Origin of the sequence: Bacillus sp. K2I17 (assembly GCF_002209985.1) — a bacterium.
Classification (GTDB): domain Bacteria; phylum Bacillota; class Bacilli; order Bacillales; family Bacillaceae_G; genus Bacillus_A; species Bacillus_A wiedmannii.
Genome location: NZ_NJGF01000142.1, coordinates 1 through 22,831, shown reverse-complemented (window position 1 = coordinate 22,831; position 22,831 = coordinate 1). Strand labels below are relative to the sequence as shown.

Here is a 22,831-nt window from a genome sequence, read left to right as displayed (position 1 = left end):
TACAATACAGAGTTCAATCCTTATTAGCTGCTTAAATATGTGTCCAACTTTTTGGGTCCCGTTCAAAGCAGGGTGGTTCTCGCTTTTTTGTATACAGAAATTAGCCACGGACCGACGTATCTTCTACCGATGACAACGCCAGCTCCGGTTAGGATACCATACACTAATTTGATTACAAACATCGCGATCATTTTATCACCTCCCCCCTTTTTTCAAAATGGAAGAGATGATTACCACACCTACTAGTTATAGCTTATTAAGTTACATTTTAATTGTATTATGTTTTAAAATGGGGAACAAGACATATGGATGAAAATTCCTGTCTTTAAGCAGAGCATTATTGCGTGGGGACAATAAGTAAATAAACATTCATAAAAAACGGTATGGACATTGCCATCCGTATTTTTTTATGAATTTATAAAACTTTTCCATACAGTGCGTCGTCTAATATATGGGAAGGAGGAAATGATGTGGATGAATTAATGGTAGAAGCGTTTGAAATAGAAGATAAGGAACTCCTTATCGATGAAATCATGAACAAGTATGGACAAGAAGTCTTACAACTTGTGTATTCATATGTGAATAATAAAGAGGTTGCTGAGGATGTAACGCAAGATATATTTGTGAAATGTTATAAATCTCTTCATACATACAAAGGGAAGTCGAATGTGAAAACGTGGTTATGGAGAATTGCGATTAATCAATGTAAGGACTATATAAAGAGTTGGTATAACAAAAAGGTGATCGTGGCAGAGGATGAATCTGCTTACATTGGGGTTCAAAATGATAGTGTCGAACAAATTGTCATTCAAAATGCGGAGGACCGTGAGCTCGCTTCTGCAGTAATGAATTTACCGATAAAATATCGAGAAGTTATTTATCTATTTTATTATGAAGAATTATCAATTAAAGAGATTGCTATTGTAATAGACGTGAAAGAAAACACGATAAAAACGAGACTGAAAAAAGCGAAGGAGCTTTTGAAGAAAGGATTGGAGGAATAATCAAATGGAAGATCGATTAAAAGGCCTGCGAAAATCAATGGAGAATACAACGTTTAAACATTTGAGTTTTTCTGATCAACACCGAAAGCGGGTGCGCGAAAAAATCAATGCATCACACGAAAAGGAAGAGGACATCTCTTTAGCCATTTTACAACTCCTCAGTAATGAAAAAACAGGATACGAATTGTCACAGCTGTTACGAGGGAGAGGGATTCGAAAATTCGAAGGAAATGAAGGTTTTTTATATACCATATTACATCGTCTAGAACAGAATCGTTTTATTCAATCAAGTTGGGATCATGAAGGAGCGAAATATTATCAATTAAATGATAAAGGAAGAAAGATGCTGCGAAAGGCAGAAAAAAATGCTACGAAGGTACAATTTATACTAAAAGGCTTAGTACAGGAGTGAAGCGAAATTGAATAAAAAAGGGGAGCGTTTTGTAAGCGAAGTTACGAATCATATTAAATCAAAAGAAGCGAAAGATTTTGTAGCAACTGAACTAGAGTTTCACTTAAAACAGGCAAAGAACACATGGATAGAAAAAGGATTAAGTGAGGAAGTTGCTGAAAATAAAGCTGTGGAACAAATGGGAAGTCCGAGTAAATTAGGGCGAGAACTTAACAAACTACATAAGCCAAAGGTGGATTGGTTTTTACTTATTTTATTAGTGGCTGCTATGGGGTTAGGTTTTTTGCCGGTTTTAGTTTTTGGATATACGAATGATGTAATAATAAATAAGGTGATATTTGTTATTCTCGGTGTTATAACAGCGATTGGGATGATGTTACTTGATTATCGGAAATTAGAGAGAATGGGATGGTTGTTTTATATAATCGGAGTAGTTGTCCTGTTAATGCTATACTGTTTTCCAAACGCTTCAATGATTGGAGAACCGTTAATACAAATCGGCCCAATTGCAATTGACTGTCTAATGGCAGTGCCTTTCTTTTTTCTAGCTTGGGCTTCTTTTTTTAATAATAGTAGGTTAAAGATTATACATCTTGTGGTTTTATATTTATTTTCTTTGTATTTATTTTTGATTGTATCCACCCTTTCGTCAATTTTTATCTATATTACGATGGTATTCGTTATGCTTTGGTGGAGTAAGCTAGGAAAGAAAACGTCGTTGATTATTACGGTTGTACCTATTTGTTTATTTATTATCAAGGTATCCGTATCATGGTCTTCAGGATACCACTTAGTTAGACTTTTAGGGTATTTAAATCCTGAGAGTGATGCGGGTGGCGCAGGATTTATGTATATACGATTAAAAGAGGTAATGTCATCAGCAGGTTGGTTTGGTACATATGGAGATATAAAATTCATCCCTGCTCCGGATACTGATTTTGTATTTGCAAGTTTGACTTACTATTATGGGTATTGGCTTGCGCTAATTCTTGTCTTCGTTCTTTCGCTTTTTGTAGTAAGATTAATAGTCATCTCTTATAAAATAAATGATCGGTATGGTAAATTGCTGCTTGTTGGTGGAGTGACTCTTTTTGTATTTCAGTTCATTTATAATGTTGGAATGATACTAGGATTATTGCCGATTGCTGCTATATCCTTACCTTTTATTAGTTACGGATTAACGCCGACTGTATTTCATGCGCTTATAATGGGGATCGTGCTGAGTGTATATCGGCGTAAGGATATTTCATTTAGAATGAGAAAAACACCTTAATATTTATATAAGTTGTCTATAAAAGTATTCATTATTATGATCAAGTACAAACGTAAATAGATAGTAGAAGAGGGTTATGATAAATAACCCTCTTTTCGTGTTTAAATAAGTGCACTCTCTTTAATAGAAATACATAATTCAGAACGAGAGATTGATTCAGCTAGTTGTTGTAAATAGGAGTATTCTTCCGCATTTTTTTCGGAAGTGTTAGGATCTAATAAAGGTGAAGATAGAAGTACATCAAGTGTAAGTATGTCTGCGTCATGAGAAATGATGTGATAACCTGCAAATACAGGGCGTTTTAAGTCTTTTACTTTTTGAATCATTTTATGGAATTGCGTAATACTTATATGGATTGTGGCTAGTGGAAGACATTTTTCGCTAGGGTTCTCGATAGTCTTTCTAATTTTCTAATCGTATACGTAATAGTACTTTTCTTGTTCTTCTAGTTTTTGTAACTCTTTCGTTAATAAATGGTATGTATCTGTAAGACCGGTTGTGAGTGCATCGTGTTCTGCGCCAACTAATAATGTGGTAGGTCTTGGTGATGAGGTTTCGAGAGGGCGGACGTTTAGGTCGGTAAAAGTAGGATTAGATTGTAAAATGGTATGTAATTTTTCGGTAGGAAACACGCTGTCATAAATAGCAATAAAATAATGGTTCATCTTGTCACTCCTTAGCTTTTTCTAAACTGATATATTCTATTTTTAAGGTGTAAATCCTGCATAAAAAAAGAAACACCTTGAATCATCAAGGTGTTTTCGTTATAAGCTCAAAACTCTCCGAATTAGCCCCAAGTATAAAAGGACTAACCTCGCCAACGCTATAAAGTTGCAGTTCATGCATTGCGCGCGTGCAAGCAGTGTAGAACAATCTACGAACGCTCTCATCGCTGTACACATCCTTAGAAGCATCGTAAATAATAACAGCATCAAATTCGATACCTTTCGCTAAGTAAGCAGGGATCACGACAATGCCTTGCTCATACTCGGCTGAGTTACTTTTCACAAGTTTAATATTGTCGATATGACGAAGTGCTTCGTAGGCAGCGGCGCTTTCAGCTGCAGATTTACATATAATTGCGATCGTATTGTGCTGCTCTTTTTGTAGTTCAGCAACTTTGGCAGTAATATGCTCGTGCAGTTCGCTGTCATTTGATACTTTCGTCACTGTAGGTTTCTCACCGTCACGTTCAAAGGCGTGAATGTTCTTGCCCTCCGGTACGAGAGTGCGTGTAAATTCAATAATTGGTTTTGTTGAGCGATAGCTACGAGTTAAGTTGATGCCGTTCGTTTCATCTGGTCCGTATAAGCTAGTAAGTGTGTTGAAATTCACTGCTTCACTCGCATGGGCAAATATCGCTTGGTTAAAGTCTCCGAGTACAGTCATTCTTGCAGCAGGGAAGAGACGTTTTAAAAACTCAAACTGAAACGGCGAATAATCTTGCGCTTCGTCTACGAGTACGTGTTTAATCGATCTATTCGTTTGGAAGCCTTCAATTAACTCTTTTAAAAGTAAAAATGGCGTTGCATCCTCGTAATATAACTTTCCTTCATCAAGCATGTTTACTGTTAAGGAGCAAATGTCATCCCATTCCTTCGGCTTTTCTCCAGTAACCCATGATGCATCTGTGAAGAGTTGTTTATATATGCCTGTGAAATTGATGAAACGCAATGTTTGAACGCCTTTACGAAGCGGCTTCAATTTTTTACGAACAATCATACGTCCAAGTACTTTCGTTTCTTTCTCAAAATCATTAAAGGAGTTGTCGTCAAACTCGCCTTTTTTCTGTAAATATTTATAAGCCTTTTGATATTCATCTTTACTCAGTAATTCAATTTCCTCTTCTACCCAAGGCTTTTTCAGTTCTGTTTTTTCAATTGCATCTATTTGTTTATTTAGCCAATCCGTTAACTTTTCAATTCGATTATGGAAGCGGAGGGAGGAGTCAGTATTGTAAAACTGCTCTGTAATTTCTTTAGCAGAAGCAATTAACTTTCCTCTAAATTTCATTCCTCTAAATAGCATGCCTGAAGATTCAAGAGATTGTCTGTACGCTCTAATCATCTCGAAAAATTGAGTAGATGCTTTAAATCGAATGCTCGCATTTCTCGTTTTATAGGTAGGGCTATTCGTTTCAGTTAACATATATTCTAATTGTTCATAAGGGTCTTCAACATCAAATGCTTTACTTAGTCTATGGTTTAAATATTCTTGGAATGTCACTTGCTGCATATTTTCTTCACCGAGTTCAGGTAGTACGTTAGATACGTAGCTGTTGAACATAGAGTTAGGGGAGAAGAGAATAATTTGATCAGCTTTTAACCATTCGCGATATTTATATAGTAAGTAAGCGATTCGTTGCAGGGCAGCTGACGTTTTACCGCTACCGGCAGCTCCTTGCACGATAAGGAGTCGGCCTTCATCGTGACGAATAATTTCATTTTGCTCGCGCTGAATCGTAGCGACGATGCTTTGCATATGTTTATTCGTACCTTTTCCAAGCGCTTGTTGCAAGATTTCATCACCAATTGTAAGGCTCGTATCGAACATAGAATCAATCTCGCCATTTTGAATAATGTATTGTAATTTTTTCTCCACATTACCGTGGATTACGCCTCCTGGTGTACTGTATTCAGCCGGTCCTGGTGGATAATCGTAGTACACACTCGAAATAGGTGCGCGCCAGTCATATATAAGAAAGTTTTCTCCGCTTGCATCAGTAAGTGTAGCTACGCCGATATAAATTTTCTCCGCAGCAGATTCTCCTTCTTCTTTAAAATCAATTCGTCCGAAATAAGGTGCTTTATGCATACGTCTTAATGCGGCAAGTCGATTAAAGGTGTGCTTATGGGTAATTTGTGTGACAGCTAGTGACTGAGCTTGTTGTCTCAAGTTGATAACTGTTTCAAGATAATCATCGAAAGTATCAGTATTCACTTTCACGTCATCCCAAAAGTGTTTACGAATATTGATTACTTCTGCCCGACGTCTGCCAGTTTCGTTTTCCAGTTTATCAATTTGCTCCGTAATCGTTTCTATTACGGTATCCAATCGTTTTTGCTCTAAATCAAGTTTTTTGTTCATACGTAAGCACTCCTTTAAAAGTGAAAAATAGAGGTTGACTGAAGATGTGTTTTGGTGTACAATTAAGATACGGATAAATACGTTCTGTGTATTTTCGAAAACGTGTTTCTGTACTAATTTAACATAGTTTCTTAATTTAATCAATGATAATAAGATAAACCTTGGTTCCGTGTGGCGTGAATCGAGGTTTTTTTGTGTTTTTCTTTAAGGGAGAATTGTAATTTTATTGAGAAGAATGTAAGTAAACCAAAGGAGAAAATCGGGAATAGGGGGATACTGATGGAAAAATATTTTGAGGAAGCACATCGTTTTTGTTCTTGTAATAGAAAGCACTTAGAAAAGGATGTTATATGTGGTTGTTTCTATTGTTTAGAAATTTTCCATCCAGAAAAAATTACAGAGTGGTGGGATGATGATAACACAGCAGTTTGTCCGCATTGCGGGATTGATTCTATTATCGGAGAAAGTTCTGGATTTAAAATAAAAGAAACGTTTTTAAGTGAAATGCATAAAAGATGGTTTTAGTTAAATGAATGACAAAATCAACTTTCGTTAATGAAGAGGATACATAAAAAAGCTCGGGCTAATCCCGAGCTTTTCATTATTTCTTTTCGTCTTTCTTAGCGTCAGCTTTTTGCTCTTTGAAAAGATCTTTTAAATCTTTATCTTCAACTTTTACGTCAGCTTTTTTGATTTCTTTCATCATAAGATCGTTCATGAATTCAGCGTCTTGTGCTTTCTTCGCAACTAACTCTTTTTTCAGGTCAGCTTTTGATTGCTCGAATGATTTTTCTGGCTCTTTAATGTCTGTAACTTTAATGATGTGGTAACCGAATTGTGTTTTTACAGGTTCGCTTACTTCATCTTTTTTCAGTTTATAAGCAGCATCTTCGAATTCTTTAACCATTTTACCATGTTCGAAGAATCCTAAGTCGCCACCTTTTTCTTTTGAACCAGTATCTTCAGAGTATTGTTTCGCTAACTCTTCGAAAGATTTACCTTGTCCAAGTTCCTCTTTAACCTTTTTCGCAGTCGCTTCATCTTTTACAAGAATGTGGCTTGCTTTAACTTCAGGCTTGTAGTTATCTTTTAATTCTTTATCAGTGATTGTTTTCTCGATAGCTTTTTCTTGAGCTAATTGAGCACGCACACCAGTTTTTAAAGTTTCTTCTTTAATACCTTGTTGTTTTAATAGTGTATCGAATTGATCACCGTATTGTTTTTTCATTTCATCGAACTTTTTGTCTACTTCTTTGTCTTCAACTTTGTAGTTTTTAATAAGTACTTTTTCCATAACCATGTTGTTTAGTACTTGTTTACCAGCTTGTGTCTTCATTTGATTGTAGAACTCGTCTTTTGTAATGTCACCAGCTTTAGATGTAACGATTTTGTCTGATGATGATCCTGTTCCACATGCTGATAATGCGATTACACTTGTTGCGGCTAAGGCAAGCATAGCTTTCTTCATTCGATAAACACTCCTACTATTATGTATTTTTAATTTATCCTATACCAATGAATTTTAGTTCATAAGAGCCCGATTAAGTCTCACTGATACTTTTGCTTTGTATATTGGTAAAGCGCGCTTAACAGGGCTTACCGAGGCTGAGGATAAAGTTAAGATGCGTGTCATTTATTTCATAGTATAAGCAATATGTACAAAATTTAATATATCATATTTCGACTCGATTTCATATTGATAAAGAAAATTTAACCAGTGCGTGTCAGATTTTGAAGGTGTTCCATATTGGGCGCATGCCGCATATACAGAAAAGAGGAGGGGATGGGGATGAATTCTCAACTTATTTTATTACTTGTACTGTTTATTTTATTGGTTATAGTAGGTATAATTTGCTTATAGAGGAAAAAAGTGAGGAAGGGGCTTCCTTCCTCACTTTCCATGAAATATAATTTCTATATAACTAGAAATTAATAAAATTGTTATACATACATTAATAACCCGAAAGACACCGGGTTGGCGGCTCGCAGCTATTTGTTTTCGTTCACACAGTGTATGTGTCATGAAATTCGTGTAAAATATAACAAGAAGTGCGAATGCGACAAAAACAACTGTTATAAGTGTCATGAGGCGAGACCTCCTTTTGGTAAAATACATATACTTTATATATTGTATCATACGATATTTTGTTCGTGTTATAAAATTCAGAAATAGAAGACTTTGTGTTAGAAAGAGAGGGAGAAAATGGACGTTGTTAGAAGATTAGAACAAGCTGAATACTACGTAGACCTACTATTTAAAATGATTGATGAAGAAAAGTGTCCATTTTATTCTTTGATCATAAAGAAAAAAGCTCGTAAAAAAGATATTGAACGTATACTAAATCTTTGTGAAATATTGAACGAGCAATATGTAGTGGAGAAAGCAGAAGGGCTTCTTTTGTTCGATGCGCTGTTAGATCAATTTGAAAAAGCGCTTCCACATCAGCTCGAAGTACACGAAACTGCGGAAGCGCTAGCAAAACAAGGTTTATTTAAGCCGCTTATGAATGAATTCTTAAGCATGATTGCGAAACAATAAATAGATTACTTCTTAACTAACTTCTGATCGGATTCCGTAAAATTCTCCTCAATATTCTCTAATGATTTCTCAAAAATATCGATGAAGTCTTGTCCGTAAATGTTGCGCAAGATAGCGATAAGTTCGATATTTTCTGGGAACTTACCATAGAAATTACGAAGTGCAAGAGCTCCATTAAATACAGAGTTATTTTCAGGATCATACTCCTCCATTAAGCGAAGTAGTAATTCTTCCCCTTTGTCTGTAATCTCAATGTACGTATTTCGTTTATCATCTTCTTTTTTTGAGAATACAAGATAGCCGCGTTCTTCCAGCTTTTTCGAGAAGTTAAACGCCGTTGATACGTGCATAACTCCAAACTTAGCAATCTCAGAAATAGAAGCCCCTTTTAAATGATAAGCGATTGACAAAATATGATGCTCATTAATGTTTAAATCGTAAGGCTTAATCCACTGTTGCCAATCTTTCTCTACACATTTCCATAACGCTTTCGATAATTGAGCAATGCGTTGGCTGAAAATCATCGCTTCTTTTACCGAGTAATCTTTTTCTCCACTTTTCATTTACTCACCCACTTTAACATTCTTTTTCATTACTATCTATTATGCCAGTAAAGTAAAAATTAATAAAGTCTTTTTGTGAGAATTGTGAAAATTTTTCGGAAAAATGACATTCTATACAAATCATGCATAACTATGGAAGCGTTTTATGAGTCGTGAATACATGTGTTGTCCTTACATGTTAAGTGATAACATATATTGTAAATGCATAAAAACACGGCATATCTGTGTGATATGCCGTGTTAAGGTCGATTTATATAAAAAATATTTGTTATATGCAAAAAACTAAGCAGGAATTTGTTTACGCCTTTTCCGGAACAGCTTCTTGTAGTTTCTCAATTGATTTTTGAATGTCCAAAATCTCTTTCTCAATATGGCGTTTGTTTTGAGAAATGTCTTGCTTCCAGTTAGAAATCGTATCGTGCATATCGTCTTTTAATTCTTGAAACACTTCTTTACCTTCTGAAGCAGTTTCAACGATTTGACGTTTTAATAATTTTGTATCAGCTGTAATATCAGCTAAAGTCTTTTTAATATCATTTCCTTTTTCTTTTAACTTACCGCGCATAGCTTTGCCAGAAGAAGGAGTAGAGAAAAGAACGGCTAGTCCAGCAACTGCTCCGCCGCAAATGACACCTGTAATAAAGGATTTAGCTTTTGACATAAAAGGAAACCTCCTTATTTTTTGTTCGTATTCATGATGTGAAAAAATATGCATATCTTTAAGATAAGGGAAAGAAAATTGTGCGGTGCACGTTCCCTGGCATCTTGAGTGAAGAAACAAGCCTTGCAATATTTAATCACGTTAGGAAAGTGGCTTGTTATGTATTACTTCTTATTATAGTGTCACTATTTCACACTATTTGCAATTGTACTTGCGATGTTCTGTAAATTTTCCATTGTGTATTCATTTTGATGTGATTTCCAAACAGCACCGAAACCATCGTTTTCACCGTAGCGTGGAATTAAATGAAGGTGGAAGTGGAACACAGTTTGTCCAGCTTTTTCACCGTTATTGTTAAGTAGGTTAAAGCCAACTGGGTTAAACTCTGCTTTAATCGCATTTGCGATTTTCGGAACGACAGAAAAAATGTGTGATGCGATTTCTGGCGTTAATGCAAAAATGTCTTGTTTGTGAACTTTTGGAATAACAAGAGTATGTCCTTTTGTTACTTGACTAATATCTAAAAATGCAAGCACATGTTCATCTTCGTATACTTTTGAGCAAGGGATTTGCCCGTCAATGATTTTGCAAAAAATACAATTATCTGCTGTATGATTCATCGATCTCATCCTTTCAAATATCCTTAGCCGTATTTTACCATAATTACATAAGAGAACAAACACGAAAAACAGGAAGCTGACTCAGCTTCCTGTTTTCTGAAGAGGGATTGAAAAAGCATTATCGTAATTTACGTTTCGCAGACACCTCATTTATTTAAGAAATGCACGGTAAATCGGCTAAAGTTTCTGCCGCAGACACCCCATTTTCAAGTGAAATGAATTGCAATCTTTATAAAAGGAAATTGTTTATTTTTTAAAACAGTATATGCTCTTTCGGAGACACCCCGTTTCTAAAATGAAACAAATGATCTGGTTATGTGTAAATTTCTTTGTCCAACATGGACACCCCATTTCATGATGACTTAACTATGTTGTTGTACTCATCAATTGGTGGTCGCTTTTTCAATGTGTTCCTTCTTCACTAATTATGATGTCCGCTTTCGTAAAAATATATGCTAACAAATTTAAAATTTTTTTAAGACATCGATACTATGTAGTACAGCGCCATTTTTGGTAAGATGAATATAGAAAATACTAATGAAGAAAGTGGTGTCGTATGAGCGAGTTATTGCGTGTAGAAAATGTTACAGGAGGATATACGAAGCGCCCTGTACTAAAAGATGTTTCGTTCTCTGTTAATAAAGGCGAACTTGTCGGCTTAATTGGTTTAAATGGAGCTGGTAAAAGTACGACGATTAAACATATTATCGGTTTAATGGAACCGAAAAAAGGAACTGTCACAATTAATGGGAAAACAATTCGTGATGATATGACAGCGTACCGTTCTAGCTTTTCGTTCATCCCAGAAACACCAGTATTATATGATGAGCTAACGCTAGAAGAACATTTGAAGCTAACAGCGATGGCGTACGGTGTCGATGAAAAACAATATGAAGAACGTGTAGGACAACTATTACAAGAATTTCGCATGAAAAATCGTTTGAAATGGTTTCCGTCTCATTTCTCAAAAGGGATGAAACAAAAAGTAATGATTATGAGTGCGTTTTTAGTGGAACCATCTCTTTACATTGTGGACGAACCTTTCGTAGGGCTTGATCCGTTAGCGATTCAATCACTTCTTCAAATGATGGATCACATGAAAAAAAGCGGTGCAGGAATCTTAATGAGTACACACATTTTAGCGACAGCAGAGCGTTATTGTGATTCGTTCATTATTCTGCATCAAGGTGAAGTAAGAGCGAAGGGAACATTAGCTGAACTACAATCACAGTTTAATATGCCGGGTGCAACGTTAGATGATATTTATATTGCATTAACGAAGGAAGAAGATTATGAATAGCACAGCATTATGGAAAGAACGATTTCGTCACTTTCTAAAAGAAGTTCGTACATATAGTAAATACGTATTTAATGATCATTTGAAATTTATTTTTGTATTTATCATCGGCGCAGGAGCGTATTATTACCAGCAGTGGTTACAAACGCTAACACCGTCGTTTCCGACAGCACTCGTTATGGCAGTGTTGCTTGGACTTGTATTAACGGCCGGATCGATACAAACGTTATTAAAAGAAGCAGATCTCGTTTACTTACTGCCAGTGGAAGAAAAGTTAAAACCTTATTTCACAAAGGCATTTCTCTTTACGTTTATGATTCAGTTATACATAATCGCCATCGTAGCGGCAGCACTAGCCCCGTTATACTTCCAGCAAATGAAACAAACAGGAGCGGCTTACATATGGATTGTACTCGCGTTTGTTATCGTAAAAGCGTGGAACTTATTCGTAGCATGGGAAAAGTCATTTTTAACAGATCAAAATATACAAAGAGCTGATTGGTTCATTCGTTTTATTTTAAACGGCTTATTTGTTTATTTCCTTGTAGAGCGTACTTCCGTTATGTTTATTGGTGGAATCGTCCTTCTCATGGTGTTATACCTCGTAGTACTGCATCAAATGGTGAAGGGAAAGCCGCTAAACTGGGAGTATTTAATTTCTGAAGAAGGTAAGAAGATGATGCTGCTGTATCGCATAGCGAATATGTTCGTTGATGTACCGGCATTAAAAGAAAGAGTAGCACGGAGAAAATGGCTCGATTTCATTCTTTCGATGATTGGTGAAAAACGTACCTATTTATACTTATATACGAGAACGTTTTTACGATCTGGTAACTATTTCGGCTTGTATGTGCGCCTGCTCGCTCTTGGAGGAGTTATTCTTTACTTCATTCCGTTTTTATATGGACGATTTATCGTAAGCCTTATCTTCCTATACTTAATCGGTTATCAGCTCTTAACTTTATGGAAGCATCACCGCATGAAGATTTGGCTTGATTTGTATCCGGTCGGGGGAGAAGAGAAGAAGAAAGATTTTCTTACTTTATTAAATGCAATCCTTATTATCGGTAGCGTGATATTTACAGTTATATTCGCCCTTGCGACGAAAGATTTCATGATGACGGGCATTTTATTAGTCGTAAGCATAGTATTTAGTATCGGTTTCGTTTATCAATACGGGGCGAAACGTATTGAGCGTTTAAATTGAAGGGAATGAACCTATGATTACATACGAAGAGAAGGTTATAAAAGAATTGGAGCAGTGGAAAGCTACATTCATGAAAGATTCTTCTATGATGACACGGTTCTCTAAGAAAGTGCAGACGAAAGTACAACAGCTTATTCCGGCGAAAGTGCAAAAAGTATTAACAGAAACGATTCGGATGATGGTGCAAACGATTAGTGCCGGATCAAACTTTATAAAGCCGAAATTAAAAGAGACGAACTGGTCATTGCAAAGAAGAGACGACGAAGTACGTAAAAAAATGGATGAGTACAAAAAAATAGCAGCGGCAGAAGGAGCGGGGACGGGAGCAGGCGGTATTCTCCTTGGCCTTGCTGACTTTCCGCTTTTACTCGGCATTAAAATTAAATTTTTATTCGATGCAGCAACATTGTACGGATTTGATACGAGCGACAAAGAAGAGCGCCTTTTTATCCTTCACGTTTTCCAACTTGCCTTTTCAAGTGACGACCACCGAAAAGAAATATGGAAAGCCATCGAAACGTGGGATACAGAAGAAGAAAACCATATGGACTGGGAAAAGTTCCAAACAGAGTACCGAGACTATATCGATTTAGCAAAAATGCTTCAGCTCGTACCAATAATCGGTGCCCCGGTCGGCGCGTATGCGAACTATCAATTACTGCAAAGACTTGGGGAAGTAACGATGAATTGTTATCGTATGCGATTGCTGAATAGGAATTAAAAAGAAAGCATCCTAAATGTGTGATTTAGGATGCTTTTTTGTTTTAATGATTAATGCATCAAAAGAAGAAGGTATAATTCAGATTGTCTTTTCAGTGTTTTAGGCTGAAATTAGTAGTGGAGGTAGTTGACATGTAATAAGGTAATTATGACTCTAGATGATCTAATTCCCATCCAACAACTGAATAATTTTAACGTTTAATAATTGAAACAAAGAAATTTCTGTTTTTCTGGTCTTTTACATGACCAGAAACTCGAATCATACCACCACTAGCGGCAGGTTTAATATCAACTTTAGTCACTATAACATCAATATTTTCTTTTTTCTTCATATGTTCTATGGCAGCTGTAGCAGCTTTTTCTTTTTCTATATTTCTATCATGCATAATTTTTAGTGTACATCCTATAGTTAAAGTTATAATTGTGATCATGATTAAAATTATGATGTTTTTCTTTTTTAATTCCCTCATACAATCCCTCCTGGAATTATCTTGTAATTAATACTATGAATTATTTTTAAGGAGAGGGAAATATAAGTAATACGGTTAGTGGTGAATTTCTTGTTCGTTTATCAAGAATAAGTTTGGAATCATAAAGAAACTTGGGAAGCTATTGAAATACCTAGTTCTGTATCATTACATAATTTTATAAATAGTTGCATCAAAATAAATTGTTATTGCTTTTCGGAGTTTGCTTTATGATGCGGACACATTTGATGTACTAGGTGTCCTTACGTTTTTTAATAGTTTGTATGTTTCTCGACTGTACTTAAGGGATGCAAAAAACACTTATAGATACAATCTATGAGTGTTTTTGGTGGTATGGGTTTATTTAGGCGTTCATTATAATCTTATCTCGCCCCAAATTCGTCTGGAGCACAGAAGTTAGGTGGGGACGAACAAAACCCCCACTGATAAAAATTTTACTTTATTCGTCGCCCCAATATGCAACTTCATAATTTTGGGATTTATTTATTACAACGTAAAGTTTTTTTGTTTATTGTTTTTATCATACCCTCTAACTCTAATAAAGCCCGCAAGTTCTAATTGTTGAATTTTTACATCGGTTACCACAAAATCTATTTTTTTCTTTTTTCATAGTTTCTATTGCAACTTCAGCAGCCTTTTCTTTTGCAGCATTTTGGTCATGAATAAACTTTGCTATATAACCTATGATTAACATCATAATTATTACGGATAATAATATGAAAATATTTTGTTTCTTATTGAGAATCATCTAAATTCCAACCCATGATAGAATAATTTTGTTTTTTGCTTACTGTGACATAAAACTTTCTTTTTTTATCATTTTCCGCATATCCTCTAACCTCAATAAACCCCCCTTGAAAAGCGGATTTAATATCGACTTTAGTTACTATAACATCTATATTTTCTTTTGTTTTTATATGTTGTATAGCAGCTTCAGCAGCTCTTTCTTTTGTTATATTTCTATCGTGAATAAAGGATGCAGTACAGCCTATGGCTAAGATAATAACCGTTATCATTATAAATATTATAATATTCTTTTTTTTTACTTTACCCATTTTTTTCCTCCTAAAATAATTTATAATAACATTATAAATCATTTACAAAGGAGAAGAGTATGGGAAGTTCTATTAGTGATAAAACTTTGGTTGAATTAGCTGGTAAGAGTTATGGAGAAGCGGAAAGAGTAGAAGTAGAAATTGGAAATCACAAGGAGGTTTGGAAACCAGTAGAAATTGATGGAGCAGTTCTTCATAATACAAAAAATAGTTTTGATGCCACCATTTATAAAAATGATGAAACGAAACAAATCGTTATTGCTTATCGTGGTTCTTGGGAGGCACCTGATTTTTATGATGCGGATTTATTTGATGTTATGGGGGGGCGTGTTAGAAAAAATCAAGATAGTTTAGATAATTTAAATAAAATTGATACTTCATCACTGCCTTTAACTGAGCAATTTAATTTTGCCACAGCTAAAGAAAGGGCTAAAAAAGCAGTAGAAGAAAGTCAATTTACGAATGCAGATGACTTAGCAAAAGACGTAAAAAATTATATAGCAGATCCTAAAAATGGTTTAGATGGGTATGATCTTACATTAACTGGTCATTCTTTAGGTGGTGGTTTAGGTGAATATGCAGGGGTTATGAATGATGTACCAGTTGTAAGTTTTGAAGCACCTAATGTAATAGACTTATTACATAAAGATAAAAAAGAGAAGGCTTTAAGAGGAGATTATAAAAATCTAATCACGACTTATGGAAACCCTAATGATACAGTGTTTACAGGTTTTAGAGGGAATGATAATAAAAATAGAGGCCGTATAGGACATTTGTATTATACAGATAAACCAGATGCGAAAAATGATTCTAAGTTGCACGATGTAAGTGGCTTTATTCCATATTCGTCATTTTTGATAAATGGTTATAATGCTGTTCGTTTTTTTATGGGATTTATGGGACCGAAATTTCATTCTATGGATAACTTTAGCCAAGATAAATATGGTTATTTTAATATGCCAAATATGTATGATGCAGAAACTGGTCAAAGGGTTTTATCTTCACCTCGCGCTGGTGAAATAACAATTCGTTTATCAGTGGAAGAGGTAAACCAAATTGCTAAAGATTTAAAAAGAGAAATTGATGACATTAATCAAAAGTTAGTACAAGCGAGTAACAAAATTATTAATATTTTACAGCAATCACCAGCTAGCGTAGAAGGGAATTTAATTAATACAGTTACATATAGCGTATACGGATTCCAAAGGGGATATATGGAGCGTATTCGTTCAGAAGCCGATTTTATTGAACAACGCGCAGATAACTTTAAAAATGTGGACGAACAAAATTAAGCGAGGGATTTTTGTGAAAAATTATGACGTTATTGCACATGCTGTTGATGTGATAGGCGCAAAAAATGATTTAGAATCATGCATTTCAGATTTGGAAAATAATAGAAAAAATGTAAATTCAATTAAAGTATTATTGACACATAGCTGGGAAGGGAATACAGCAAAAGAAATTGAAAGAAGATTAAGTGAAGTGGATAAAGAACTAGTCTATAGAATTGATGAGTTTAGAAAAATACAAGATGATTTAGAGAGATATAGAAAAGCAATGGAAGCTTTCTCAAATCAATTTATGATGATGGGTCCTAAATATTAAATTAAAAGAAGCGCTTATAAAAGTGCTTCTTTTGCTAATAATCAATGTGGACGAACAAACCCCCACTGATTAAAGTTTCACTTTATTCTCCGCCCCAATATGCAACTTTATAATTTGGGGTTTTATTTATTACAACGTAATGTTTTTTTGTTTATTGTTTTTATCATACCCTCTAACTCTAATAAAGCCCGCAAGTTCTAATTGTTGAATTTTTACATTGGTTACCACAAAGTCTATATTTTTTTCTTTCTTCATAGTTTCTATTGCAACTTCAGTAGTTTTTTCTTTAGTTATATTTCTATCGTGAATATAGGATGTAGTACAACCTAAGACTAAAACTATAATTGCTAAAATGATTAAAATTATAATCCTTTTCTTTTTTGAATGATCCATATGCATCTCCTGAAATTGCTTTATATTATTTTTTATCAAGAAATAATATAAAAAGAATCGTTAACTAATCGTGTTTTAGTTCGAAATTTTTGGTGGTTGAAATGGAACCGATGTGATAATCATTAGCGAATTCAACAGTTGCCGAAAATTTTTTATTTTTATCATCTTTCACATGACCTGAAATCCAAACACTTTGAAAGTCCTTCGGAGCAAATTTATGTTTAGTAATCACTGCATTTAGATTTTCTTTTTCTTTAAAATATTGAATTGTATTTTCTGTTGCCTTATTAACTATTTGTTGTTCCTCATTCTTTTGATCTATAGTACATCCTACTAAAAGGATAAATGTAAAAATAAAGAATAATCTTATACCGTATTTTTTCATGAATAATCCCTCCATAAATGTTGCGTTATATTTCTCTTTACTAAATTTTATATTCACAGAACATTGTGTGGTGGGGTATAAAGAAAAGGCTCTTTAAAAGAGTGCCTTTTCTTTATTATTTTAAATGAAAATTTTCACTTGTAGAGATAGAACCTATTGTATATTCATCTCCACCGTATTCTATTGTAATATTAAATGTTTTGCTGTCATCATTTTTTATATAGCCGGAGATAAAGATACCTTGTAAATCACTTGGACCAAATCTATAATCAGTGATTACTACATCTAAGTCTTGTTTTTCTTTGAAGTATTGGATTGTTCTTTCTTGTGCCTTTTCAACTATTTGTTGTTCAGTATTTTTTTGATCTATCGTACATCCTCCTAAAAGGATAAGTGTAAAGATAAAGAATAATCTTATAGCATATTTTTTCACGAATAATCACTCCATGAATGTTGCGTTATATTCCTCTTCAATAAATTTTATATTCACTGAACATTGTGTGGTGAAGTATAAAGAAAAGGCACTCTAAAGTGCCTGGATTATTAGTTTTTAAGCTCTAAATTTTTGGTGGTTGAAATAGTGCCGATATGATAATTATTTGCGTATTCAACTGAAGCAGTAAATTCTTTAGTTTTATCATTAGTCACATAGCCTGATATAGAGATAGTTTGAAAGTCTTTTGGTCCAAATTCATGATCAGTAATTGATACATCTAAGCCCTCTGTTTTTTTGAAATATTGAATGGTTTCTTCTTTGGCCTTTTCAATTATTTGTTGTTCTTCTTGTTCTTGTTTCACAGTACACCCTCCTAATATAGTAAGAATAAGAATTAAAACTAAATAAAAACTAATTTTTTTGTTTTTATTTGCCATAATTACCCTCCAAAAAATGTTATCTTAATTATTATAATACTTTTTTTATAGGAGGAGAAAAGATGACTGGAAATAATCAAGTTTTAGATAGTACATATTATCAATTATCTAATATGGCATATTATAATGATAAGAAACTTAAAGATAGAGTTTATATTAAAGATAGTAGCAATAATGTAATGCAAGAGTGGGGCGTAAATGAAACATTCCACGACAAACAAACCGGAATGGATGCAGTAGTCTTTGAACGAGATGTCGATGGGAAAAAGCAAGTTATGGTATCTTTCCGAGGAACAGAAGGGGATAAAATTATAGAGAAAAACTCTTTAGGCATTCCGATGAAGCCAGGGGAAGGCATGAAGGATTTAAAAACGGATACCAATCATTTTGTATTACGAGAAGGTGTTCATGAACCAGCAGCACCTCCTGTAGCAGGGACTGAGAATGAAGGTTCAAAGAAATATTGGAATGAAGAGAATCAGCGCTGGGAAACACATAATCAATTCGAACAAGCTGAAAGGGTCATGAAACAAGTAACGGATACATACAAGGACAGGGATGATGTGGAGATATATACGACGGGTCATTCGTTAGGGGGAGCTTTAGCGGAATATGCAGCGGCATCTAATGATAATGTAAGATGTATGTCATGGAATGCGCCGAGTGCAAAACATTTGTTACCGCCTGATTTACAAGAAAGAGCAAATAATGGTGAGTTTAATAATAGAATTGTAAGTGTTGTTCACGGAAATGATTCAATTGGCTATGGACCATTTGGTGCATATGAAAGTCATATAGGCTCTACTTATGCGGTAACCCCACCAATTTCGAAAGAAGAAATGTCAAAGCTATCATTACAGCAAAAGCTTGGGATGGATGTTACTCGATTTTTGAATTCGATAAGTGGCCCTGGTTATCATTATCAAACAGATCAGAACTTCCGGTTTGGAGAGAATGGGTCTTTATCCAATAAATACTTGTTAAATGTAGACACGAATGAAAGAGTTTATGATTCACCAGGCGCGTTATTAGGCGGGGGAGAAATTCGTGTAGTGGTAGAGAATTTAGAACAAGCCGTAAGAGATATGAAGCGAAACGCACAAGAATTTCAAGATAGAGTACCGAGGTTAATTTCTAATATGATGACACTATTAGAAACGGCTGAAAGTAGACGAGTAGAAGCTAAAGTAAATAATATACGTGCACATGTAGAGCATTTAAGTTTTTGGTACATACGAACAGCAACGGAAATTTCAGATTTTATTGAGAAGAAAGCCGATGATTATAAGAAGACGGATCAACAATATTAAGGGAGAAGATTAGGATGCCGAGAATTTACTTAAATGAAGAAGCATTGAACCAAGCTTTACAACAATTTGACCATATGATTCAAGACTTAAATCATAATAAAAGAGTTGTAAGTAATGTACATAATTTACTCTTATCAAGCTGGTCGCAACTTGGAGTGGGGAAGAAGGCTATTAGCGATTTAGAATCTTTTAAAAAAGATATCGAAAGAAGGATGGAAGAATTAGAGTCTGATAAAAGAGAGTTAAAGGGTGCGATTGATTTATTAAAAGCGTTAGATCAAAGTTATGATTACATGGGGCCTAAATATTAAATTACAAGAAGCACTCACAAAGGTGCTTTTTGTAGTTTAACTGGATTAAAGGTTATTGTAGTCATTATTAAGGAATATGATCCTAGATCCATAATGTAGATTGAAAAGTAATATACAGTTTTGAATCAAACTTGCAAACGATGATTTTTTATTTTACAATTTATTTACCGACCGGTAAGTAAAAATAAGTGAGGTACAGTATGACAAAGAATTTACAAACATCGCAAAACATTGTAGAGGCATCATTTAAACTCATGGCAGAGCACGGCATTGAGAAGATGAGCCTTTCCATGATTGCGAAAGAGGTAGGTATTTCAAAACCGGCTATTTATTATCATTTTTCTTCTAAAGAAGCGTTAGTCGATTTTTTATTTGAAGAAATTTTCTCTGGGTATCATTTCGTGAGTTATTTCGATAAAGAACAATATAAGAAAGAAAACTTTGCAGAAAAGTTAATTGCTGATGGTTTACATATGCTCTCTGAGTATGAAGGGCAAGAAGGAATATTACGCGTTATAAATGAATTTATCGTAACTGCATCGCGAAATGAAAAGTATCAGAAACGCTTATTTGAAATACAAGAAGATTTCTTAAATGGTTTCCACGATTTATTGAAGAAAGGTGTAGAACTTGACGTTGTGTCACAACAGGCAACGGAAGAAAATGCTCATACGTTAGCGCTCGTAATCGATAATATGAGTAATTACATGTTAATGGGGTTCCAGTTAAAGTATAAAGAAATTTGGATTCGAAATGTGAAAAACGTCTTGAAGGAGGAATAAAAGTGAAAATGCAAAAAAACTGGTGGCTCGGTTTTCTCGGATTTATTGGGATTTATAAAATTCCAGGTATGATTGAAGCTTTTCAAGCAGATGGAAGTTGGATGAAGTTAATTGGCTTCATTTGGCTACTTTGGTTCGGATATTTTATTCCTGAGAAGAAAGAAGATTGAATTTCAATTTTATGTAAAGTTATGTAAAATATAGATTGAGAGTATTCGTATATTAGATTACTAGATTTGGAGTGGTTACATGGATCCATTGAAAAATGAAATTAACCCTGACATGGTCAAGGTGTGGAAAGTTCGTGCTGTAATTGAAGAAGGAATCGGTATTCTCGTCATTTTAGCTTACCTTTTCCTCATGATAAAGTTTGATTGGTGGGCGTGGATTTTGTATGTAATGATTGGGCTAACAGTTGTGTTCGCACCATTTTCGTACTTTTTATTCCCGAAACTACGTCAACGTTATTACAGTTATCAATTAAATGAAGAAGAACTTGAAATTCAGCACGGTCTTTTCGTCGTAAAGCGCGTATTAGTACCGATGATTCGTGTACAGCACGTGACGATTGAACAAGGTCCAATTATGAGAAAATATGGATTAGCAGAATTACACATTTCAACAGCGGCAACTTCTCACAGCATCCCAGGCTTAACGATGTATGAAGCAGAAATGTTGAAAACGAAAATCGCACAATTAGCGAAAGTGAGTGATGAGGATGTATAAGAGGCAGCATCCGATCACGATGTTATTAGAATTAAAAATAACAGATTTTATACCACTCATTATTTTCATGTTTAGTTTAAATGGAAAATTCCCGTTTTGGTATTTAATCCCCGCTGCATTCGGTTTACTCACCGTTTTTTCAGCATTTGAAAAATGGTATTACACAACATATTGGGTCGAAAATAACGTATTACACGTAAAACAAGGGCTCTTTGTGAAGAAGGAGAGCTACTTAAATAAAGAGCGTGTTCAAACGATTAATACAAGTTCTAACGTGCTATATCAAATGCTTGGCTTAAAAAAGATTCAAATCGAAACAGCAGGGGGAGGCGACGATGCAGAAGTAAGCTTAGCTGGTATTACAGTAGAAGAAGCAACAGAGCTTATTGCAATGCTAAATGATCCAACTCCAGAAGTGAAAGCAGAAGAAACATCAGAAGAAGTAGTAGAAAAAGAAATCGTAACAGAAGAAAAACAAGCGACTGAATATAAATTAACTTGGAAAGAAATTTTGCTAGCGTCTGTTACATCTGGTCAGTTTGGACTATTATTCTCATTAATCTTTTTCGTGTATCACCAAGTAGATGAGTACATCCCGAAATGGATAGAGAATGGCGTCAAGTCGTATGTAATGGAACATGATATATATGGCTGGATTTTCATGATAGCTATTTTGATTGTCCTTTCATGGATTATATCGACAATCGGTTATGCGCTAAAACATGGAGATTTCACAGTGAATCGAAGAAATGATGAAGTCCGCATTTCGCAAGGATTACTTGAGAAAAAAGAACTCGTCCTAAAATTGCACCGCATTCAAGGTATTACGATAAAAGAAAGTATTTTACGTCAGCCATTCGGTTATTGTGCTGTACAAGTAGAAGTGATTCAAAGTAAAGGACTGGGTGACGAGAAAGAAAAAGTTACACTGCATCCTATCATTCGAAAAGATCGCGTACAACAGTTACTCGCACATTTACAACTACCATATGAACTGAATACAAACATTATTTCACTACCAAAAGCAGCATTACGCCGCTATCTCATTGATAGTTTCATCTTTTTCGCAATGCTAGCAATCCCGCTTATTGGAATAAGTATATACTTTGAAAAGCACTTCATCATGTGGGCATTAATTCCGCTCGCGATTCTCATCTTTACACTTGGATACGCAACATTTAAAACAAATGGTTACAGTGTAAACGGAGAGCAAATTACGCTTGTATATCGCAGCGTCGGCAAATATACAGGGCTTGTTAGAAGAAGGCACGTCCAATCAATGGAAAAGACACAATCCTATTTCCAGCGCCGTGCAAATCTATGTACGTACAAATTCTCTAACGCATCATCGAATTATAAATTAGAGCATACGAGAGTAGAAGATGCGGAGAGAATGCAGGATTGGTATAAGAAGAGAATGAGTGAGAATTAACTTGAAAAAGCTTGCCTATTATGTGGTCTGCCCCCATTTGGTGAGACAAAGAAAAAACACCTAGATAATATGTTTCCTATAAGCTATA

The 22,831-nt window shown here is 34.8% G+C and carries 30 protein-coding genes and 1 pseudogene; 17 read left to right on the top strand and 14 right to left on the bottom strand.

All coding sequences use genetic code 11. From position 1 onward, the window contains the following. Positions 1-470 precede the first annotated feature (470 nt). The 3 genes from CER22_RS32030 to CER22_RS32020 are packed head-to-tail and all read left to right on the top strand — an operon-like array spanning position 471 to position 2,689. The gene (locus CER22_RS32030) at positions 471-1,004 is read left to right on the top strand and encodes a sigma-70 family RNA polymerase sigma factor (RefSeq protein WP_048545382.1); all 534 of its coding nucleotides are present in this window, start codon (positions 471-473) and stop codon (positions 1,002-1,004) included. A 4-nt stretch (positions 1,005-1,008) separates the two neighbouring features. After that, a complete protein-coding gene (locus tag CER22_RS32025; RefSeq protein WP_088610609.1) occupies positions 1,009-1,416 on the top strand; it encodes a PadR family transcriptional regulator in 408 nt (135 codons plus the stop codon). Between the two features lie 7 nt (positions 1,417-1,423). After that, the gene (locus CER22_RS32020) at positions 1,424-2,689 is read left to right on the top strand and encodes an FtsW/RodA/SpoVE family cell cycle protein (protein ID WP_088610608.1); all 1,266 of its coding nucleotides are present in this window, start codon (positions 1,424-1,426) and stop codon (positions 2,687-2,689) included. 101 nt (positions 2,690-2,790) lie between these two features. On the opposite strand, the pseudogene CER22_RS32015 reads toward CER22_RS32020, so the two are convergent. Together CER22_RS32015 and helD are read right to left on the bottom strand one after the other, a co-directional pair. Continuing rightward, positions 2,791-3,354, bottom strand: a pseudogene (locus CER22_RS32015) (hypothetical protein). Between the two features lie 85 nt (positions 3,355-3,439). Beyond that, positions 3,440-5,776, bottom strand: a complete 2,337-nt coding sequence (helD, locus tag CER22_RS32010) for an RNA polymerase recycling motor HelD (RefSeq protein WP_088610607.1) — start codon at positions 5,774-5,776, stop codon at positions 3,440-3,442. Positions 5,777-6,055: 279 nt separating this feature from the next. Here helD and CER22_RS32005 point away from each other — a divergent pair, with 279 nt between their 5' ends. Next, positions 6,056-6,301: a cytoplasmic protein gene (locus CER22_RS32005; RefSeq protein ID WP_087985646.1), complete on the top strand. Its 246-nt coding sequence runs from the start codon at positions 6,056-6,058 to the stop codon at positions 6,299-6,301. A 76-nt stretch (positions 6,302-6,377) separates the two neighbouring features. Here the strand turns inward: CER22_RS32005 and prsA are convergent, their stop codons facing one another. Then, complete coding sequence (gene prsA, locus CER22_RS32000; protein ID WP_088062326.1) at positions 6,378-7,244, bottom strand: peptidylprolyl isomerase PrsA; 867 nt, start codon at positions 7,242-7,244, stop codon at positions 6,378-6,380. Positions 7,245-7,523: 279 nt separating this feature from the next. Between prsA and CER22_RS34165 the strand changes: the two genes are divergently transcribed. Continuing rightward, the gene (locus CER22_RS34165) at positions 7,524-7,637 is read left to right on the top strand and encodes a hypothetical protein (RefSeq protein WP_002007073.1); all 114 of its coding nucleotides are present in this window, start codon (positions 7,524-7,526) and stop codon (positions 7,635-7,637) included. A gap of 30 nt (positions 7,638-7,667) precedes the next feature. On the opposite strand, the gene CER22_RS31990 is transcribed toward CER22_RS34165, so the two are convergent. After that, positions 7,668-7,862 carry a hypothetical protein gene (locus tag CER22_RS31990; RefSeq protein WP_000172690.1) on the bottom strand — a complete coding sequence of 65 codons (195 nt, stop codon included), beginning with the start codon at positions 7,860-7,862 and terminating at the stop codon, positions 7,668-7,670. Between the two features lie 117 nt (positions 7,863-7,979). Between CER22_RS31990 and CER22_RS31985 the strand changes: the two genes are divergently transcribed. After that, complete coding sequence (locus tag CER22_RS31985; protein ID WP_000383652.1) at positions 7,980-8,315, top strand: DUF1878 family protein; 336 nt, start codon at positions 7,980-7,982, stop codon at positions 8,313-8,315. Between the two features lie 5 nt (positions 8,316-8,320). On the opposite strand, the gene CER22_RS31980 is transcribed toward CER22_RS31985, so the two are convergent. The 3 genes from CER22_RS31980 to CER22_RS31970 form a co-directional block, all read right to left on the bottom strand. Beyond that, entirely contained in the window at positions 8,321-8,878 is a 558-nt protein-coding gene (locus CER22_RS31980) for an HTH-type transcriptional regulator Hpr (protein ID WP_000834920.1), read from the bottom strand. A gap of 298 nt (positions 8,879-9,176) precedes the next feature. Continuing rightward, positions 9,177-9,539, bottom strand: coding sequence for a YtxH domain-containing protein (locus tag CER22_RS31975; protein ID WP_087985644.1), 363 nt, complete (start codon positions 9,537-9,539; stop codon positions 9,177-9,179). Between the two features lie 185 nt (positions 9,540-9,724). Further along, on the bottom strand, positions 9,725-10,159 hold the full coding sequence (locus tag CER22_RS31970) for an HIT family protein (RefSeq protein WP_001016840.1): 435 nt from the start codon (positions 10,157-10,159) through the stop codon (positions 9,725-9,727). A 556-nt stretch (positions 10,160-10,715) separates the two neighbouring features. On the opposite strand from CER22_RS31970, the gene ecsA reads away from it, so the two are divergent. From ecsA to ecsC, 3 genes are read left to right on the top strand one after another with little or no spacing between them, the layout of a single operon-like run. Beyond that, on the top strand, positions 10,716-11,459 hold the full coding sequence (gene ecsA / locus CER22_RS31960; RefSeq protein ID WP_088062328.1) for an ABC transporter ATP-binding protein EcsA: 744 nt from the start codon (positions 10,716-10,718) through the stop codon (positions 11,457-11,459). Then, positions 11,452-12,663 (top strand): ABC transporter permease EcsB, encoded by a 1,212-nt coding sequence (gene ecsB, locus CER22_RS31955; RefSeq protein ID WP_088610606.1) that lies wholly within the window; start codon positions 11,452-11,454, stop codon positions 12,661-12,663. The genes ecsA and ecsB overlap by 8 nt, the downstream gene beginning before the upstream one ends. Positions 12,664-12,676: 13 nt before the next feature. After that, entirely contained in the window at positions 12,677-13,384 is a 708-nt protein-coding gene (gene ecsC, locus CER22_RS31950; protein WP_000634127.1) for an ecs operon protein EcsC, read from the top strand. A gap of 190 nt (positions 13,385-13,574) precedes the next feature. On the opposite strand, the gene CER22_RS31945 is transcribed toward ecsC, so the two are convergent. The 3 genes from CER22_RS31945 to CER22_RS31935 form a co-directional block, all read right to left on the bottom strand. Further along, positions 13,575-13,853 carry a hypothetical protein gene (locus CER22_RS31945; RefSeq protein WP_088062331.1) on the bottom strand — a complete coding sequence of 93 codons (279 nt, stop codon included), beginning with the start codon at positions 13,851-13,853 and terminating at the stop codon, positions 13,575-13,577. 553 nt (positions 13,854-14,406) lie between these two features. Then, positions 14,407-14,619 carry a hypothetical protein gene (locus tag CER22_RS31940; RefSeq protein ID WP_223270639.1) on the bottom strand — a complete coding sequence of 71 codons (213 nt, stop codon included), beginning with the start codon at positions 14,617-14,619 and terminating at the stop codon, positions 14,407-14,409. After that, on the bottom strand, positions 14,606-14,926 hold the full coding sequence (locus CER22_RS31935; protein ID WP_088610605.1) for a hypothetical protein: 321 nt from the start codon (positions 14,924-14,926) through the stop codon (positions 14,606-14,608). The genes CER22_RS31940 and CER22_RS31935 overlap by 14 nt, the downstream gene beginning before the upstream one ends. A 59-nt stretch (positions 14,927-14,985) precedes the next feature. Between CER22_RS31935 and CER22_RS31930 the strand changes: the two genes are divergently transcribed. Further along, positions 14,986-16,218: a hypothetical protein gene (locus CER22_RS31930; RefSeq protein ID WP_088610604.1), complete on the top strand. Its 1,233-nt coding sequence runs from the start codon at positions 14,986-14,988 to the stop codon at positions 16,216-16,218. A gap of 13 nt (positions 16,219-16,231) precedes the next feature. Then, positions 16,232-16,531 (top strand): hypothetical protein, encoded by a 300-nt coding sequence (locus CER22_RS31925; RefSeq protein ID WP_088610610.1) that lies wholly within the window; start codon positions 16,232-16,234, stop codon positions 16,529-16,531. A 129-nt stretch (positions 16,532-16,660) separates the two neighbouring features. Here the strand turns inward: CER22_RS31925 and CER22_RS31920 are convergent, their stop codons facing one another. The 4 genes from CER22_RS31920 to CER22_RS31905 all read right to left on the bottom strand — a co-directional run bounded on the left by CER22_RS31920 (position 16,661) and on the right by CER22_RS31905 (position 18,182). Then, positions 16,661-16,924: a hypothetical protein gene (locus CER22_RS31920; protein ID WP_306426520.1), complete on the bottom strand. Its 264-nt coding sequence runs from the start codon at positions 16,922-16,924 to the stop codon at positions 16,661-16,663. Positions 16,925-16,988: 64 nt separating this feature from the next. Then, positions 16,989-17,309 (bottom strand): DUF1433 domain-containing protein, encoded by a 321-nt coding sequence (locus tag CER22_RS31915; RefSeq protein WP_088610603.1) that lies wholly within the window; start codon positions 17,307-17,309, stop codon positions 16,989-16,991. Between the two features lie 115 nt (positions 17,310-17,424). Further along, complete coding sequence (locus CER22_RS31910; RefSeq protein WP_088610602.1) at positions 17,425-17,742, bottom strand: hypothetical protein; 318 nt, start codon at positions 17,740-17,742, stop codon at positions 17,425-17,427. 110 nt (positions 17,743-17,852) lie between these two features. Further along, a complete protein-coding gene (locus CER22_RS31905) occupies positions 17,853-18,182 on the bottom strand; it encodes a DUF1433 domain-containing protein (protein ID WP_088610601.1) in 330 nt (109 codons plus the stop codon). Positions 18,183-18,244: 62 nt separating this feature from the next. Between CER22_RS31905 and CER22_RS31900 the strand changes: the two genes are divergently transcribed. From CER22_RS31900 to CER22_RS31875, 6 genes are all read left to right on the top strand, one after another. After that, complete coding sequence (locus CER22_RS31900) at positions 18,245-19,492, top strand: lipase family protein (protein WP_088610600.1); 1,248 nt, start codon at positions 18,245-18,247, stop codon at positions 19,490-19,492. A gap of 14 nt (positions 19,493-19,506) precedes the next feature. Beyond that, complete coding sequence (locus CER22_RS31895; RefSeq protein ID WP_001137435.1) at positions 19,507-19,803, top strand: hypothetical protein; 297 nt, start codon at positions 19,507-19,509, stop codon at positions 19,801-19,803. Between the two features lie 200 nt (positions 19,804-20,003). After that, positions 20,004-20,585 (top strand): TetR/AcrR family transcriptional regulator, encoded by a 582-nt coding sequence (locus CER22_RS31890; protein ID WP_088610599.1) that lies wholly within the window; start codon positions 20,004-20,006, stop codon positions 20,583-20,585. Between the two features lie 2 nt (positions 20,586-20,587). Continuing rightward, entirely contained in the window at positions 20,588-20,755 is a 168-nt protein-coding gene (locus CER22_RS33520; protein WP_000783808.1) for a hypothetical protein, read from the top strand. Positions 20,756-20,834: 79 nt separating this feature from the next. After that, positions 20,835-21,311, top strand: coding sequence for a PH domain-containing protein (locus CER22_RS31880; RefSeq protein ID WP_088610598.1), 477 nt, complete (start codon positions 20,835-20,837; stop codon positions 21,309-21,311). After that, positions 21,304-22,743 (top strand): PH domain-containing protein, encoded by a 1,440-nt coding sequence (locus CER22_RS31875; protein WP_088610597.1) that lies wholly within the window; start codon positions 21,304-21,306, stop codon positions 22,741-22,743. The genes CER22_RS31880 and CER22_RS31875 overlap by 8 nt, the downstream gene beginning before the upstream one ends. Positions 22,744-22,831 lie beyond the last annotated feature (88 nt).

Excerpts from the sequence above, each read along its gene's own strand:
- CER22_RS32025 (WP_088610609.1), top strand. The coding sequence starts at position 1,009 with ATGGAAGATCGATTAAAAGGCCTGCGAAAATCAATGGAGAATACAACG.
- helD (WP_088610607.1), bottom strand. The coding sequence starts at position 5,776 with ATGAACAAAAAACTTGATTTAGAGCAAAAACGATTGGATACCGTAATA.
- CER22_RS32005 (WP_087985646.1), top strand. The coding sequence starts at position 6,056 with ATGGAAAAATATTTTGAGGAAGCACATCGTTTTTGTTCTTGTAATAGA.
- prsA (WP_088062326.1), bottom strand. The coding sequence starts at position 7,244 with ATGAAGAAAGCTATGCTTGCCTTAGCCGCAACAAGTGTAATCGCATTA.
- CER22_RS31990 (WP_000172690.1), bottom strand. The coding sequence starts at position 7,862 with ATGACACTTATAACAGTTGTTTTTGTCGCATTCGCACTTCTTGTTATA.
- CER22_RS31985 (WP_000383652.1), top strand. The coding sequence starts at position 7,980 with ATGGACGTTGTTAGAAGATTAGAACAAGCTGAATACTACGTAGACCTA.
- CER22_RS31980 (WP_000834920.1), bottom strand. The coding sequence starts at position 8,878 with ATGAAAAGTGGAGAAAAAGATTACTCGGTAAAAGAAGCGATGATTTTC.
- CER22_RS31975 (WP_087985644.1), bottom strand. The coding sequence starts at position 9,539 with ATGTCAAAAGCTAAATCCTTTATTACAGGTGTCATTTGCGGCGGAGCA.
- CER22_RS31970 (WP_001016840.1), bottom strand. The coding sequence starts at position 10,159 with ATGAATCATACAGCAGATAATTGTATTTTTTGCAAAATCATTGACGGG.
- ecsA (WP_088062328.1), top strand. The coding sequence starts at position 10,716 with ATGAGCGAGTTATTGCGTGTAGAAAATGTTACAGGAGGATATACGAAG.
- ecsB (WP_088610606.1), top strand. The coding sequence starts at position 11,452 with ATGAATAGCACAGCATTATGGAAAGAACGATTTCGTCACTTTCTAAAA.
- ecsC (WP_000634127.1), top strand. The coding sequence starts at position 12,677 with ATGATTACATACGAAGAGAAGGTTATAAAAGAATTGGAGCAGTGGAAA.
- CER22_RS31945 (WP_088062331.1), bottom strand. The coding sequence starts at position 13,853 with ATGAGGGAATTAAAAAAGAAAAACATCATAATTTTAATCATGATCACA.
- CER22_RS31940 (WP_223270639.1), bottom strand. The coding sequence starts at position 14,619 with ATGATTCTCAATAAGAAACAAAATATTTTCATATTATTATCCGTAATA.
- CER22_RS31935 (WP_088610605.1), bottom strand. The coding sequence starts at position 14,926 with ATGGGTAAAGTAAAAAAAAAGAATATTATAATATTTATAATGATAACG.
- CER22_RS31930 (WP_088610604.1), top strand. The coding sequence starts at position 14,986 with ATGGGAAGTTCTATTAGTGATAAAACTTTGGTTGAATTAGCTGGTAAG.
- CER22_RS31920 (WP_306426520.1), bottom strand. The coding sequence starts at position 16,924 with ATGGATCATTCAAAAAAGAAAAGGATTATAATTTTAATCATTTTAGCA.
- CER22_RS31915 (WP_088610603.1), bottom strand. The coding sequence starts at position 17,309 with ATGAAAAAATACGGTATAAGATTATTCTTTATTTTTACATTTATCCTT.
- CER22_RS31905 (WP_088610601.1), bottom strand. The coding sequence starts at position 18,182 with ATGGCAAATAAAAACAAAAAAATTAGTTTTTATTTAGTTTTAATTCTT.
- CER22_RS31900 (WP_088610600.1), top strand. The coding sequence starts at position 18,245 with ATGACTGGAAATAATCAAGTTTTAGATAGTACATATTATCAATTATCT.
- CER22_RS31895 (WP_001137435.1), top strand. The coding sequence starts at position 19,507 with ATGCCGAGAATTTACTTAAATGAAGAAGCATTGAACCAAGCTTTACAA.
- CER22_RS31890 (WP_088610599.1), top strand. The coding sequence starts at position 20,004 with ATGACAAAGAATTTACAAACATCGCAAAACATTGTAGAGGCATCATTT.
- CER22_RS31880 (WP_088610598.1), top strand. The coding sequence starts at position 20,835 with ATGGATCCATTGAAAAATGAAATTAACCCTGACATGGTCAAGGTGTGG.
- CER22_RS31875 (WP_088610597.1), top strand. The coding sequence starts at position 21,304 with ATGTATAAGAGGCAGCATCCGATCACGATGTTATTAGAATTAAAAATA.